The organism is Pseudomonas sp. PB105 (assembly GCF_009764655.1).
In the GTDB taxonomy this organism is placed as follows: Bacteria; Pseudomonadota; Gammaproteobacteria; order Pseudomonadales; family Pseudomonadaceae; genus Aquipseudomonas; species Aquipseudomonas cyclaminis.
Genome location: NZ_RWIO01000063.1, coordinates 77040 through 91920, shown reverse-complemented (window position 1 = coordinate 91920; position 14881 = coordinate 77040). Strand labels below are relative to the sequence as shown.

Genomic DNA, 14881 nt, shown 5'->3' with positions numbered 1-14881 from the left:
TACGCGGTGTTTGTTATTGGGGCTGCTTCGCAGCCCAGCGCGGGACAAGCCCGCTCACCACAACAGCCCATTTGCCATAGATTCAGCATCCACTGGAAGTTGTGTCGATACCTATGCCCCGATGAGGCCCTAATCCACCACGCTGAATTCAAGCCGTGCAGTTTGACCGGCCTCATCGAGGACACTGAGCTGATAGCGCCCCAACCGCTCGAAACTGGCATTGATAAAGTCCTGATTGGCACTGTCCCCCAACGGCGCGCCATTGAGGAACCACCAGCGCCGACCACTGCCGCCCAGGGCCGAGATTTTCAGGCGCAGGGTTTGTTGGCTGGCGGCGGGCAGGCGCAGTTGGTCGCCTTCACGCACGCCGACAATGGACAGCGGCGAAGACGCGGCCAGCGCCGGTGGCGGGCAATCCGGATCGGCGGCCGGGATGCGTGCTTCGCGGCGTTCGGCCCTTGGCAGCCACGGTTCCAAAGGCGCGGGCCAGAGGGCGATATGGCGGGCGACGGCACCGGGGCAATGGGCGTCAACCCGCAAGCCCTTGGCGTTGACCCAGATACTTTCCATCAAGCCCACACTCAGTGGTTGGTCCAACGCCTGCAAGGTCGGCGGCGTGGTGTTGTCCAGGGTCCAGGCGAAGCGTTGGCGCCGACAATTCGGATCGCTGCGGCTCATCGGCTGGCCCAGGGGCCAACAGATCGCCGCCACGCCGACAGTGGCTGGCACCGGTAAAACCGGCGCACTGATGCCGCGCTGGCTGTCGCGGTTGGTCAACACGTCATGCACCTGCAACATCAGAGGCGCCGCCGACGCCAAGCCGAACTGGCCCGGCACGGGCGTGCCGTCCGGTCGGCCGATCCACACGCCGATCAGGTAGCGCGGCCCCACGCCAATCGCCCAGGCATCGCGAAAGCCGTAGCTGGTGCCGGTTTTCCAGGCAAGCACCGGGCGCTGCACCAGCTCGGCACGCGGGTCGCGATCCGGCCGCGCTTGCCCACTGAGGATGCGCCGCACAATCCAGGCAGAACCCGGCGACAGCATTGGTCGTTCTCTCAACGTGTCGTCAGGCTGCAATCGGATGGAAGCGCTTTTACCGGCCCGGGCGAAGGCACTGTAACCGCCCACCAAATCTTCCAGACGGCTGCCCGCGCCGCCGAGGATCAGCGCCAGGTTCGGCTCGGCCAACGCAGGCAATGCCAGGGGCACGCCGCCGATGCGCATCTCGGCGGCAAATCGCTTGGGCCCGTAAGCTTCCAGCAGCTGCACCGCCGGCAGGTTCAGGGAGCTGGACAACGCAGTACTCGCCGGCACCGCGCCGGTAAACCCCATGGAGAAATTGCCCGGCCGGTAATCACCATACCGCCGGGGCACGTCCTGCAGCAGCGACTCGGAGTGAATCAGCCCCTCATCCAGGGCCAGGCCATACAGGAAGGGTTTCAAGGTCGAGCCTGGCGAACGCAACGCGCTGATCATGTCCACATGGCCAAAGCGCCTGGCGTCGTTGATGTCCACCGAGCCCAGATACGCCCGCACGGCCATGGTTTCCTCTTCCACCACCAGGATCGCGGCCGAGGTGTGCTCCGGCAACCGTGCGCGCCAGCCCAGCAACAGGTCTTCGAGACGGCGTTGCAGGGTGGCGTCAACGGTGGTGCGGATCAGCGGCGGGCTGTCGGGGCGGTTCAGGCGGCGGGCGAGCAAGGGGGCCAGGCTCGGTTCCAGGCGTGGGGCAAGTAGCAGCGGTTCTTCAAGGGCTTCGTCGACCGCCGATTGCGGCCATACCTTAAACTCGGCGAGGCGCCGCAAGACCTTGTCCCGAGCCTGCTGGGCGCGTTGCGGATGGCGGTCCGGACGCAAGCGGCTGGGCGCCTGGGGCAATACGGCAAGCAAGGCCGCTTCGGCATGGGTCAATTGCGCCGGGGATTTGCCCAGATAGGCCCAACTGGCCGCGGCCACGCCCTGCAACGTGCCGCCAAACGGGGCGCGGTTCAGGTAGAGGTTGAGGATTTGTTCCTTGGACAGGTGCCATTCCAACTGCGCGGTGCGCCACAGCTGGCGCAATTTACCGTGAAAGGTGCGTGAATGCGGGTCGAGCAAACGGGCGACCTGCATCGACAAGGTGCTGCCACCCGACACCACCCGAGCGCCGGTCAGGTTCTGCCAGGTCGCGCGCGCCAACGCCAGCGGGTTTACGCCTGGATGCTGGTAGAACCATCGGTCTTCGTAGGTGAGCACGGCGTCCAGGTAATACGGCGAGACTTCGCTGGTTTGCACCGGGTAGCGCCACACCCCATTAGCATCGGCAAAGCGCCACAACGGCGTGCCATCCTCGGCCAGCACCACCCGCGCCAGGTCATCCTTGGGCAGGGGCAGCGGCCAGATACGGTCGGCCAGCCACAGCAGGGCAATCACCAACAGGAGGGTCGCCAGGGTCCAGCGGGCAACTAAACGCAATTTCAAACGGGCAAACCTCTATGCTGGTAGGGAACTAGCCTGTCGCATTAACAACCAAAGGCACAGACACGCCCACCTCTTATCAGGACACGCACATGCAGCTAGAAAGCTTTTTCGAGTGGTTGGGCCAGGCGCTCGGCTCCATCATCCGGTTTATCGTCGACGGCCTCAGCGGCTTGTTCGGTGTGCTGACCCATGCCGGCGCAAACTTTGTCGAAGGGTTGTCCCGTACGTTGGGCATGGACACGTCGATTATCAGCATCATCACCCTGATCGTCGGCCTTATGTTGCTCTACTCGGCAGTCCGCGCATTTATGCGGGCGTCGATCATCATAGGGATTATCTGGTTGCTGCTGGGGCTGTGGCTGCTCAGCTGGGTCGTGCACTAATCCCCTGCGGGAGCGAGCAAGCCCGCTCCCACAAGGGTTCTTCAGCGGCCCTTGATGACCAGGTCCGCCGGGGTATCCCCCACGGCCTGCCAGTTCGGCCGATACATCGACTCCACCTGCGGCGGCGGCACACGGTAGGTGCCCGGCGTCACCGCACGCGCCAGGTACAGCAGGTGCGTGGTGCCATCGCCGTCCAGGTTGATCGCCGCCACATAGCGGTCATCGCGGAACTCCTGATGCTTGAGCGCCGCGTTCTGCATCGACTCGCGCCACTCCTTCACTTGGCTGCTGGCGTTTTCCAGGCTGGCAGCACTTTGCGCCAGGTTCTGGTTTTCCAGCTCCAGGCCAGCGGGCAGGAGGTCGACCACCAACGCATCCGGCACGCGCTGCTTGGCGCTGACCGCCAGGTGCACCAGCACCAGGTCGCCGCTATTGAGGCTGCGCAGGTTCAGCGGCTGGCCGTTCATACCCAGGTATTCACGGCGGATGCTCAGGTTGTCGCCACCCGGTGCCGGCGGCACTTGCGGGTAACCCGAGATCGTCAGTTGCTGGTACACCGGCGTGTCGCCCTGATTGCTCAGGCTCAGATCGCCTGAAAGCAGCTTGCCTTCCAGGTCCAGCGTCGACTGTTGATTGTTCAGCTCATGCTCACCGCCGCTGCCGTTGAGCAGGACCTTCCAGGCCGACTCGGGCTGGGCGAACCCCAGGCGCCCGGCCAGGAACAGCGAATTGCGCTCCTGGGTCGACAGGTACGGGCTGGCCGCCAATTGGTCCGACAGGGTAAACAAACGCTCTTCGCGCTTGCCCTTGGCCAAGTCATTCTCTTCCAGCAACGCCAGGATCATCGCCTGGTCCCGCAGCGGGCTGCCGTAGTCGGCCAGCCATTCCTTGGCGCTGCGTTGCGCTGCCAAGCCTGCCTGCAACGCCTGGTCCGCACGCGGCTGGTCGCCCATCTTGTGCAAGGCAATGGCCAACTGCACCAGCGGCAACCCGGAACGCGCATCGCTGCGTCGCTCGAAAATGCTGCGCAGCGCGCCCAGTGGCGCCTGCTGACTGCGCGCCAGCACCATGCCGGCGTAGGCTTGCACGGCAAAGCGCGTGTGTTCGGCGTTGTCGCTGTAGTCGACTTCGATCAGGTTGCGCTCCTGCACATACCGCAGCAGGCGCTCGCTGGCCTTTTTCAAGGCTTCAGGCGGCACGGCAAAACCCTGGTCGCGGGCGCGCAGCAGGAAGTCGGTGACGTAGGCCGTCAGCCAATATTCTTCTTCGCCGTCGGCGCCCCACAAACCAAAGCTGCCGTTGTAGCGCTGCATGCCCAGCAGGCGTTCGATGCCCAACTCGATCTTGCGCTTGCGCTCGGCATCCGGCTCGCCCTTGATGCTCAGACGCTTGAGCAACGCATCGTCAGCGTACAGCGACGGGTACAGGCCACTGGCGGTTTGCTCCAGGCACCCATACGGGTACGCCTTGAGCGCCGAGACCTGCGCGCCGAGGTTCAGCGGCGGCCGGCTCGACAGGCTCAACAGCGCCTCACGCCCGGAGGCATCGAATTGCTCCAGGCTGCCGGCGGGCAAGCTCCAGGGTTCATTCTTAAGCACTGCGCGGTAATGCTTGAGCAGCGCCGGATAAGCCGGACGCACGCCCAAGGTCCACTCGCGGCTGAACGGCGGCAGGTTTTCACCCGGCAGATCCAGCCCGTTGACTGTCACCTTCACCTTGCCCTGGCCCAACCCGCCCCAGGCTTTCACCGGGATACGCAGGGTGGTGCGCTGGCCTTGTTTGAGCTCAACGGTTTGCGCGGCAGTGTTGACCAATTCCAACTGCCCCTCGGCGCTCAGTTGCACATCGAGTTTCTGCGCCTTGCCCGACAGATTGGACAGGTCCAGGGCCAGTGTCGTCTGGTCACCGCCGGCGAGGAAGCGCGGCGCCGACAGCTCGGCGATCAGCGGCGCGGCAATCACCGTCTTGGCTTCAGCCATGCCATAGCGGTCATCGCTCCAGGCCTGGGCCATCAGGCGCAGTTCGCCATTGAAGTCGGGGATGTTGACGCTGACTTCGCCCTCGCCCTTGTCGTTCAAGGTCACAGGCGCGCTTTGCAGGGCGACGATGGTCACGCTGGTGTCCGGGCGCTTGCCACCCTTGGCCAATGCCGCGTCGCCACCGAAGGCCAGGCTGGCCAGACGGCCCTGCCCGGCTTCGATCAACTGGCCATAGATGTCGAACTGGTCCACGCCATACGCCTTGCGGCCGAACAGGCTGGCGTACGGGTCGGGCGTCGGGTACTCGGTGATGTTGAGGATGCCCACGTCCACCGCCGCCACCAGCACATGCACCTGTTTGGGCACGCTGCCGTCGGCGTTTTTGGCGGTGACTTTCACCGTCAGTGGTTGTTTGGGGCGCATTTTTTCCGGGGCGGTGAGGGTCACGCCGAGCTTGCGCTGGGTGCGATCCAACGGCAGGTGCAGCAGGCCCACGGCGCGTTTGGGGGTGATATTGGCCTTGCGTTCGCCAGGGCGAATCACCAGGGCACTCACATACAGGTCATGGCGCGACCATGTAGGGTCGAGTTTCACGGCGAAGCTTTTGCCCTCGGCCGGCACCTCGATTTCCTGCCACCACAGCGGCCCTTCGGCGGACTCCACCAGCAGGTAGCCTTTACCGGCAGCGGGCGGCGTCACGGTGATATTGGCGGTGTCACCGTCGCCATACGCCGGTTTATCCAGCGCCAGCTTGACCTGATCGGGCCGCACGGCGCCGCCTTCGGTGTTGTCCTGGGCCTGATAACCGGCCCAGAAACGCAGGCTGCTGACCAGACCGGTCTGCGGGTCTTCAACCTCGACACGGTACGGGCCCCACTCCACCTGGAAACTGACCTTGGCGGTGTCGCCGGCCTTGATGTTCAGCGTCTGCTCATCAAGGTTGAGGAATTTCTCGTTGTAGTGGTAACTCCAGCCGTCGTTATCGGAGTAGTTCCAGTAATAGTCGCGGCGCTCGCGCACCAGGCGCACCTTGAGGTTTTGCGCGGCGAGTTTCTGCCCGTCCTGGTTGGCCAGCAGCACTTCGAATTCCGCCGGGCCATCGCCGTTGGTTTCGGTGCCGTCAAACAGCCCGCGCAGGCCCGGCAATTGCTCGGCCGGCCAGATGGGTTGCACCAGGCGACGGGTGATCGGCCGTCCGCCCGACTCTTGCAGGCTGGCCTGCACGATCAGTTGCAGCGGTGATTTGGCCTCGGCCCATTTGCTTTCCAGGGTCAGTTTTTCCTGGCCCTTGGCATCAAGGACACTTTCGTCCAGTTCAAAATCCTGGCTCAGTTCTTCTTCGGTGACGGAACCGAACTGATAGCCCGGCAGCGCCTTGACCGCTTCGCGCAGCGGCCGCACATAGACTTGCCCACTGACCCGATTGCCGGAAGCTGGCGCGCCGTACAGGTAACGGCCGTTGACCTGGATGACGGGGTTATCCGCCGGGCTCAACGCTGTGTCGCTGCCCTTGAGTTCCAGCGCCAGGCGCTCGGGCAGGAAGTCTTCGACGAGGAACTCATACAACTGCGGTTTGCCGTCGCCCAGGTCGAACACCAACTGCCAACGCCCGGTCGGCGCCTCTGCGGCCAGTTGCAGTTGGTATTGATAGAGGCCGGATGCGTCGGCATCCCAGACAAATTTGCGGCTGACTTGTTCATCCGGGCGGCGCACCTCGACACTCACCGGCTGCGGCTTCACGGCGTTGCCGTCCTTGTCGCGCAGCAGGGCGTTGAGCAGCACGGTTTCGCCGGGGCGATACAGGTCGCGCGGGCCGAATACAAAGAACTGCAACGGGTGCGAGGGTTGGCCGCCGATGTCGAACTCCGCCAGGTCCAGCGCAGCGCTGTCGAGGCGCAGCAGGCTGGTCTGTTCGCCTTGCTTGGCAAGCAAAACCTGGGCCTTTTTCGGCAACGGCAACTCGGCGTGGCCACCCTTCTCGGTCTTGCCCTGGCCCAGCACGCGACCATCGGCATCCAGCACTTCCAGGTCGACGCCATCCAGCGCTTTGCCGCCTTCCAGTGCCTGGGTAAACACATCCAGGCGATTGGCGTAGCGATGCACCGACAGGCCGATATCACTCAGGGTAAACAGCGTGGCCGGTTGCGAATAGTTGTAGGTGCCCGAAGCGCGCATCACTGCCAGGTATACGCCCGGCTGCTGCAATTGCTTGAGGCCGGCAATGGGCAGCAGCAGGGTTTCACGGGTATTGCGCGCCGGATTGAGATCAAAACGGCCGCCGTAGACCAGATCGGCCAGCGGCAGCAGTTCACGGGATTCATAGCTTTGCAGGCTGGTATTGCGCCCCCACTGCGCCAGGAACGACGGCAGGGATTCGGGCTTGATGCGGAAGAATTCGACGTCGATCTTGTCAACGTTCAGCGCGATCACCGGCAGGCCCTCGGCGAGGCGCGTCGGCAGCAAGGTGCCACGGCTGGCGAAGCCGACGGTGGCTTGCAGGTCACGGGTTTCCAGGCGGGCGATGTACTCGGCGGCGAGCGTGTTGTCGTTGACCGCCTTCACCCCGGCGTCGACTGTCAGCACCAGTTTGCGCTGGGGCTCAAGGTGGCGCAGGCGCAGCTCCATCAGGTTATCGGACAGTTCCCAGGCGCCGTCGACCTTGCCCGATTTGCTGTCCACCAGGTGGAGCCTATCGGCGAACTTCTGGTCGGGGTCCAGGGGAATGGAAAAACTCACCGACAAGGTGCTGGCCCCGTCCAACTGCACCTCGGACACGTCCACCACGCTCAACTCACGCCCGGCATAACGCTGCTTCAGCGCTGGCACATCCACCGCCGCCTTGGCCGGTTTCGGCGCAGCCGCCACTGGGGGCGCGGACGGCGCAGCAGATTTATCGGAAGAATCGCAGGCGCTCAGCAGGGCCAGCGCGCAGGCCAGGAACAATCCTTTGTTAAGCATGGGGCACTCGTAGTGAGAGGGAACCGAGGGGTGAACTATATATCAGCGCCGGCAAAGCCGATGTGGCGCTGGTCACATTGACCGACGGAGGGTGGGTTGGTTCTGGATCTGCTTCAAGCCAAGCCAATTCCCACAGCCTATAAAGAATAAAATGTGGGAGGGGGCTTGCCCCCGATGACGGTGGGTCAGTTGATGCATGAGTTGACAGACACACAGCTATCGGGGGCAAGCGCCCTCCCACATTGGTCCTGCGGTGCGACGGAGGGCCAGTTACACTGCTGCTCCCCAGAGGAGCCTCCATGCCCACCTTACTCACCGACTGGCGCCACCGGCCCACACATCGCCGCGTCTGGGCCCTGGCCGCGCCGATGATTCTGTCCAATATCTCCGTGCCGCTGGTGGCCTTGGTCGACAGCATGGTCATCGGCCATCTGCCCCATGCTCATCAGTTGGGTGCCGTGGCCGTCGGGGCCAGCCTGTATACCTTTCTTGCCTGGGCCATGGGTTTCCTGCGCATGGGGTCCACCGGTTTCGCCGCCCAGGCCGCTGGCCGCAACGATGGTGCGGCGCTGCGACAAATCCTGCTGCAAGGTCTGTTGCTGGCGCTGGGGCTGGCGATGTTGCTGGGCACGGTAGGCATTCCCTTGAGCCACCTGGCGCTGGAGTGGATGCAGCCGTCACCCGAGCTCAATCAACTGACTCGTGACTTTTTCCACGCCCGCCTGTTCGGCCTGCCTGCCGCCCTGGCCACTTATGCGCTGGTTGGCTGGTTCCTCGGCACGCAAAACGCCCGCGCGCCGCTGGCAATTCTGTTGACCACCAACCTGGTGAATATCGCGCTCAACCTGTGGTTCGTGCTCGGTTTGGAGTGGGGCGTGGTCGGCTCCGCCCGCGCCTCCGTGATCGCCGAATGGACCGGCGCCCTGCTAGGTCTGGCGCTGACGCAAAAAGCCCTGCGCGCCTACCCCGGCCATATCGCCTGGGCCGCGCTGAAAGTGTGGCAAAGCTGGCGCCCATTGCTGGCGGTGAACCGCGACATTTTTATCCGCAGCCTGGCGCTGCAATCGGTGTTTTTCATGATCACGGTACAAGGCGCGCGCCTGGGCGATGCCACCGTGGCGGCCAACGCGCTATTGCTCAACGGGCTACTGTTGACCGCCCACGCCCTGGACGGTTTAGCCCACGCGGTGGAAGCCCTGTGCGGCCACGCCATCGGCGCCCGTGATCGCCAGTCCCTGCGCCGTTCATTGGTGGTCGCAGGTGGTTGGTCACTGATTGCCAGCGTCGGCTTTGCGCTGCTGTTCAGCCTGGCCGGACACCTGTTTATCGCCATGCAAACCGACATCCCCAGCGTGCGCGACACCGCTGATATCTACTTGCCTTACCTGGCCCTGCTGCCGTTGATTGCGGTTTGGAGCTATCTGTTGGATGGCCTGTTTATCGGCGCCACCCGCGCGCGGGAAATGCGCAATGGCATGCTGCTGACGGTGTTGCTGGCACTGCCCTTCGCATGGGCGCTGCAGGGCTTGGGCAATCACGGCCTTTGGATCACTTTCCTGCTGTTCATGGCACTGCGCAGCCTGACCCTGGGGGTCATCGCTTGGCGGCTCAAGCAGCGTGGCCACTGGTTCGGTACCGGTGCTGACTGACCACTGCCAGAACATCACAACAATACCCATTAACGGCACGGGTAAAATTAACCAGGTCATCCAGATATAACCCTGGCAACTGTTCGTACGCTCAATGCACTGAATTCCATTGACCAAGCCAAAAGCAGCTAGGTTTATTGGCCGGAGGTGGACTCGATAAACCCAGTCACCCTATCCAGCACCGGCGCCAACCAGCGCAAAGGCTTGGCGATAGACGCCACCAATGTCGCATGGCCGGTTCGGGTGAAATACAACACCTCGACCGGCGCACCCGCTTCCCGCAGTTTTTTCGCTAACCCTCCCGTGTTGCGGGTGGGGTTGACGAGCGTGTCATCGGTCGAGGCAATCAACAGGCTTGGCGGCGCGTCACGACTGACGTGGTTGATCGGCTGCGATTCCGGCGGCGAGTCCGGAAAGAAGAACACCGGCTTCACGTCTGGGTTTTCAATCGGCAAGAAGTCATAAGGCCCGGCCAGGCCGATCCAGCCTTTGAAGATCGATGGTGCCAAGCCCACTGCATTGAGCCAACGCCCATCCAGCGCCAGCATCGAGGCGTTATAAGCGCCGGAGCTATGGCCCATCACGTAAAGCTGCTTGGGATCGGCGCCGTATTCAGCGCCATGGTGATAAGTCCAGGCCACCGCTTTTGCGCCATCCTGGAGAAAGGCGGGGTAACGCACTTGCGGGTAGAGCCGGTAGTCTGCGATCACCACCACCACGCCACGTGAAGCCAGGGCTTCGCCGACGAAAGCGTAGTCGTCCTTGCTGCCGTTGTTCCAGCTGCCGCCGTAGAAAAACACCACCACGGGGGCGTTTGAAATGGCAGGAAGCGGGCGGTAGATATCAAGCTTCTGGCGGGGATCGTCGCCGTAGGCGATGGCGGAAGTTTTGGTGAAGGTGTCGCAGGGTGTCAGTGCATTGAGCACCTTGATCGGCGAGCAGGCCGCCATGAAAGCAGCCATTGCCAGGGTGAACACTTGCAGCCATTTGCTCGACATCGTTCAGCCCCCACACAACCTAAGGAATGGCAGCGTTCCCACTGTGGGAGGGGCCATCGCACCGCCCCTCCCACAGTTGGACTTGTGTCAGCTCAGCTTACGAGGACAGGTACGAAGACCGCGTCAGCCCCAGGCGCAAGGCGTCGAGGAACTGCGTCCGTTCCGACGCGCTGATCTTCGCGCTCGCGCACTTGTCACGGTAATGCGTCATCAACTCCTCCGGCGACAAGTGCACGTAGCGCAGCATGTCTTCGATGGTGTCGTGGGTCTCGATGCCGGCGCTGTACACCGAGCCGTCTTCGCGCTGGTAGATGTTCACCGAGTCGGTGTCACCGAACAGGTTGTGCATGTCGCCGAGGATTTCCTGGTAAGCGCCGACCAGGAAGATCCCCAACAGGTAGTCTTCACCTTCGTTCAAACCGTGCACCGGCAGGCTGGTCTCGATGCTCTGCTCGTCGACGTACTGCTTGATCTTGCCGTCGGAGTCGCAGGTCAGGTCTTGCAGCACGGCGCGGCGCAGCGGCTCTTCGTCGAGGCGGTGCAACGGCAGGATCGGCAATACTTGGCCGATGGCCCAGGTGTCCGGCAGGCTCTGGAACACCGAAAAGTTGCAGATGTACTTGTCGGCCAGCTTGTCGTTGAGTTCGTCCAGCACCTGGCGGTGCGAGCGCTGGCGGGCTTTCAACGAGTTGTGCAGGCGGCGGCACACGGCGAAGTAGCACTGCTCGGCCAGGGCTTTTTCGGCCAGGGTCAGCTTGCCATCGGCGTACTGGGTGGCCACGTCGCTCATGTAGTGAGTGGCGCGCCAGTAGGTTTCGGTGACCATCTCGATGTCGGTCGGGCCCAGCAGGTCCACCAGCCACTGCACGGTTTCCGGCAGGCTTTCCTTGTTTTCGATGGTCGGGATTTCGTCGTTGTGTTTCTCGACGTCAGTGACTTGCACCACCAGCATGGCGTGGTGGGCGGTCAGGGAACGGCCGCTTTCGGAGAAGATATTCGGGTGCGGCAAGCTCTGCGCGTCGCAGAATTCCTTGAGCATGCCCACGACCACACCGGCGTAGTCGTCCATGTCGTAGTTGATGGAGCTGGCGTTACGCGAGTGCGTACCGTCGTAGTCCACGCCCAGGCCACCGCCGACGTCGATGTGATCCACCGGCAGGCCGAGGTTGCGCAGTTCGCCGTAGTAACGAATGGCTTCCTTGAACCCGTGCTGGTAATCGGCCAGGTTGGCGATCTGCGAACCCATGTGGAAGTGCAGCAAGCGGATGCCCTGGTCCAGGCCTGCGGCGCGGAAGCGCTCGACCACGGACAACAGTTGCGCCGCCGACAAACCGAACTTGGACTTCTCGCCACCGGTGTCCGCCCACTTGCTCGACGCGAGGGACGACAACCGCACACGCAGGCCGACCTGTGGCTTGACCTTGAGGCTGGCAGCTTCTTCGATCACCAGGCCGACTTCGGATTCTTTCTCGATCACGATAAACACGTTGTGGCCGAGCTTCTGGCCCATCAGCGCAAGGCGGATGAACTCACGGTCCTTGTAACCGTTGCAGACGATGGTGCCGCCCTTCGGCGCCAGGGCCAGCACGGCCAGCAGCTCAGGCTTGGAGCCCGCTTCGAGGCCAATGGAGACGTTCTGGGTGGCGATGATGTTCTCGATCACCGCTTCCTGCTGGTTCACCTTGATCGGGTACAGCGCGGTGTACTTGCTCTGGTATTCCAGGCGTTCGATGTTGGCGTCGAAGGCACCGGTCAGTTGGCGTACACGGTCTTGCAGAATGTCAGGGAAGCGCACCAGCAACGGCAGCGACAGGCCGCTTTTGCGCAACTGGTCGACTTGCTCGTAAAGGTCGACAGGCGTGCTGTTCGGGCCGTTCGGACGGACTTCAACGCGACCGGCGTCATTGATCGCGAAATACCCGGCCCCCCAATGGCGGATCCCGTAAACACTGCGGCTGTCCGCAACTGTCCATTGGCTGCCATCGTCTTTGCGTGTGCGTCGTACGGACATCGAAGTCCCCTATAAATGAAGGCGAAGGCGCCACCTCTCAGGGAGGCTGGCGCAGTCTAAAGAATGAAAATGACGATTTGCCTGTAAGAAAGGTAGACCTCACTCGCAGGACAGAGTTTAGACACAGGTTGGGAAGAGGCTGTCAGCCGCCGGACTTCTTGGCCTTGTAACCGAGCTTGATCAGCTCGGCCAACAGCAGTTCGACGTGATCGCCCTGGATCTCGATGACGCCGTCTTTCAACGCGCCACCGGTGCCACAACGCTTTTTCAGCGCGGTGGCCAGTTCCTTGAGCGCATCTTCAGCCAGGGGCACGCCGGTGATAGTCGTCACCGTCTTGCCGCCACGGCCCTTGCTCTCGCGTCGCACACGGGCAATACCGTCGCCTTCAGGGATCAGGGTCTGTTTGCAGGTACACGAATCCACGGGCTGACGACAGTCCGGGCAGTGTCGACCTGCATCGGTGGAAAATACCAGGCCACCAAGGGCGGCGAAGGATGCGGCTTTTTTGGCCACCGGCAATCCTCTTGGGAGGATGAAGACTGATCGGCGCGCTCATGCACGACCGACCGCGAAGCCCCACTCAGGCAGGGGCAGCGCTACCGAACCGCCAAGGCGGCTCGGGTGAAAAGTCGCGCAGTGTAACGGCAAAAAGCCAACTTGCTAAGGGCCAAATAGCGCCAATTTATGCAACTTTAGCGACGCGAGGCCAGATAGCGGCGCAGGCCCTCTTGGGCGTCCGGGCAATAGGACTTTTGTTCGGCCTCCTGCAGGACAACCTCGATGGGCAAAAAGCGCGCTTCCATGACTTCTTCAGGCTGTAAACGCAGGGGCCCATCCCAGACAGCGGAATAGGATCTGCACCACAAACGGCTGTCACCGTCCTCGAAGTAGAAATGGTCATGCTCGACCAATTCCACCCCGCCCACGCCAAGTTCTTCCTCCAGCTCACGCGCTGCGGAGTCTGCATAACTCTCCCCGGCCGCCACCATGCCGCCCGCCGCCGTGTCCCAGAACCCAGGGTACATGGCTTTGCTCAGGGTACGCCGGTGCACACACAGCTCACCGGCGGAGTTGAACAGGAAGATAAACGTGCAGCGGCCGATCAAGCCCCGCTGGCGAAGGTCGGACCTGACGACGGTGCCGAGCAGATTGTCCTGCTCGTCGACCCAGCAGATCAGTTCAGCATCGGAAGCCGCACGGTGCGCGGCCTCCTGTTGAGTGGCGTCCATCATCAACCCTGGTTAAGCAACTGACGCAAATCGATCACCGCTGCGTTGGCCCGCGAGATGTAGTTGGCCATCACCAGCGAGTGGTTCGCCAGTACGCCAAAGCCGCTGCCGTTGAGGATCATCGGGCTCCACACGGGCTCTTGCGAGGCTTCCAACTCACGGATGATCTGACGCACGCTGACCGTGGCGTTCTTCTTGGCCAGTACGTCGGCGAAGTCGACTTCGATGGCGCGCAGCAGATGGGACAGTGCCCACGCCTGGCCACGGGCTTCGTAGAACACGTTGTCGATCTGCATCCATGGGGTTTCCACCACCTCTTCGTCGACCTGCGGCACCTCACCTGGCGCCAGGGCTTCGGTTTTGAGTGCGGTGTTCAATTTGACCCGGCCAACACTGGCCGACAGGCGTTGCGACAACGAACCCAGGCGGGTAGCCACATCACCCAGCCAGTTGTTCAGGTTGTCGGCACGCGCATAAAACAGCGCGCCGCGCTGGTTAGGGTCGGACAGGCGCGCTTCATAGCGGCTCAGGGAGTTGATGCCTTCCTGGTACTCCGACTCGCTCGATGGCAGCACCCAGCTCTTGTTGTCGAAGTTGAAACGCGGCTCGGCCTTGGCCAAGTCAGCGTCTTCGGCCGATTGCGACTGGGACCGGGCGAAGTCTTTACGCAGGGCACGGGTCAGGTCGCGCACCTGCACCAGCACGCCGTACTCCCAGCTCGGCATGTTGTCCATCCACAAGCCCGGCGGGAAACGATCGTTGGAGATATAGCCGCCGGGTTTGTTCAGCAAGGTGCCGACCACGGTCTTGAGGGTTTCGACGGTGGTGTAGCCCACCACCATCTGCTTGCCTTCTTTCTCGGCAGCAATTTGCGCGTTCTGCTGGACCGGGAACAGCGCCGGCTCTTCGCTCCAGTACCAACCCAGGGCACCGGTGACCAACAGGTACAGACCCAGCACGCTAAGCAGCGCCCGGCTCATCAGCAGGGTACGAAAATAGCTGCGGTTGGCCGACTTGGGCTCAGGGGCGGGGCCTTTGGCACTGCCTGCACGGTTTTTCCAGTCCAGCATGGCGATATCCTTTCAATCACTTGAGTTCATGCACTTCAATTGACGGCGTGCGTTCAAACACTCCGACCACAACCCTACCCCATCGTGCCCGCCGGTGCGGGGGTTTTCACCAAACTGGCGCAGGAGTGGCGCTGGACTATAAA

9 protein-coding genes are annotated in these 14881 nt (G+C 62.7%); 2 read left to right on the top strand and 7 right to left on the bottom strand.

Annotated features, from left to right (window positions below; translation table 11 throughout):
• Window positions 1-129: 129 nt before the first annotated feature.
• Window positions 130-2460 carry a peptidoglycan glycosyltransferase PbpC gene (pbpC, locus tag EJD88_RS16875; protein WP_158878529.1) on the bottom strand — a complete coding sequence of 777 codons (2331 nt, stop codon included), beginning with the start codon at window positions 2458-2460 and terminating at the stop codon, window positions 130-132.
• An 89-nt stretch (window positions 2461-2549) separates the two neighbouring features.
• Here pbpC and EJD88_RS16870 point away from each other — a divergent pair, with 89 nt between their 5' ends.
• The gene (locus tag EJD88_RS16870; RefSeq protein ID WP_158878528.1) at window positions 2550-2843 is read left to right on the top strand and encodes a hypothetical protein; all 294 of its coding nucleotides are present in this window, start codon (window positions 2550-2552) and stop codon (window positions 2841-2843) included.
• Between the two features lie 41 nt (window positions 2844-2884).
• On the opposite strand, the gene EJD88_RS16865 is transcribed toward EJD88_RS16870, so the two are convergent.
• Window positions 2885-7780: an alpha-2-macroglobulin gene (locus tag EJD88_RS16865; protein WP_158878527.1), complete on the bottom strand. Its 4896-nt coding sequence runs from the start codon at window positions 7778-7780 to the stop codon at window positions 2885-2887.
• 299 nt (window positions 7781-8079) lie between these two features.
• On the opposite strand from EJD88_RS16865, the gene EJD88_RS16860 reads away from it, so the two are divergent.
• Window positions 8080-9429, top strand: a complete 1350-nt coding sequence (locus tag EJD88_RS16860) for an MATE family efflux transporter (RefSeq protein WP_158878526.1) — start codon at window positions 8080-8082, stop codon at window positions 9427-9429.
• 134 nt (window positions 9430-9563) lie between these two features.
• Here EJD88_RS16860 and EJD88_RS16855 read toward each other — a convergent pair whose 3' ends face one another.
• From EJD88_RS16855 to EJD88_RS16835, 5 genes are all read right to left on the bottom strand, one after another.
• Entirely contained in the window at window positions 9564-10427 is an 864-nt protein-coding gene (locus EJD88_RS16855; RefSeq protein WP_158878525.1) for an alpha/beta hydrolase, read from the bottom strand.
• 97 nt (window positions 10428-10524) lie between these two features.
• Complete coding sequence (speA, locus tag EJD88_RS16850; protein ID WP_099583594.1) at window positions 10525-12438, bottom strand: arginine decarboxylase; 1914 nt, start codon at window positions 12436-12438, stop codon at window positions 10525-10527.
• Between the two features lie 142 nt (window positions 12439-12580).
• On the bottom strand, window positions 12581-12952 hold the full coding sequence (locus tag EJD88_RS16845) for a translation initiation factor Sui1 (protein ID WP_025857628.1): 372 nt from the start codon (window positions 12950-12952) through the stop codon (window positions 12581-12583).
• 179 nt (window positions 12953-13131) lie between these two features.
• The gene (locus tag EJD88_RS16840; RefSeq protein ID WP_158878524.1) at window positions 13132-13668 is read right to left on the bottom strand and encodes an NUDIX hydrolase; all 537 of its coding nucleotides are present in this window, start codon (window positions 13666-13668) and stop codon (window positions 13132-13134) included.
• Between the two features lie 2 nt (window positions 13669-13670).
• Window positions 13671-14738 carry a DUF2333 family protein gene (locus EJD88_RS16835; protein WP_099583597.1) on the bottom strand — a complete coding sequence of 356 codons (1068 nt, stop codon included), beginning with the start codon at window positions 14736-14738 and terminating at the stop codon, window positions 13671-13673.
• Window positions 14739-14881: the final 143 nt, after the last annotated feature.

Coding starts and splice junctions, on each gene's coding strand:
- EJD88_RS16840 (WP_158878524.1), bottom strand. CDS start 13,668: ATGGACGCCACTCAACAGGAGGCCGCGCACCGTGCGGCTTCCGATGCT.
- EJD88_RS16860 (WP_158878526.1), top strand. CDS start 8,080: ATGCCCACCTTACTCACCGACTGGCGCCACCGGCCCACACATCGCCGC.
- EJD88_RS16835 (WP_099583597.1), bottom strand. CDS start 14,738: ATGCTGGACTGGAAAAACCGTGCAGGCAGTGCCAAAGGCCCCGCCCCT.
- speA (WP_099583594.1), bottom strand. CDS start 12,438: ATGTCCGTACGACGCACACGCAAAGACGATGGCAGCCAATGGACAGTT.
- EJD88_RS16855 (WP_158878525.1), bottom strand. CDS start 10,427: ATGTCGAGCAAATGGCTGCAAGTGTTCACCCTGGCAATGGCTGCTTTC.
- EJD88_RS16870 (WP_158878528.1), top strand. CDS start 2,550: ATGCAGCTAGAAAGCTTTTTCGAGTGGTTGGGCCAGGCGCTCGGCTCC.
- EJD88_RS16865 (WP_158878527.1), bottom strand. CDS start 7,780: ATGCTTAACAAAGGATTGTTCCTGGCCTGCGCGCTGGCCCTGCTGAGC.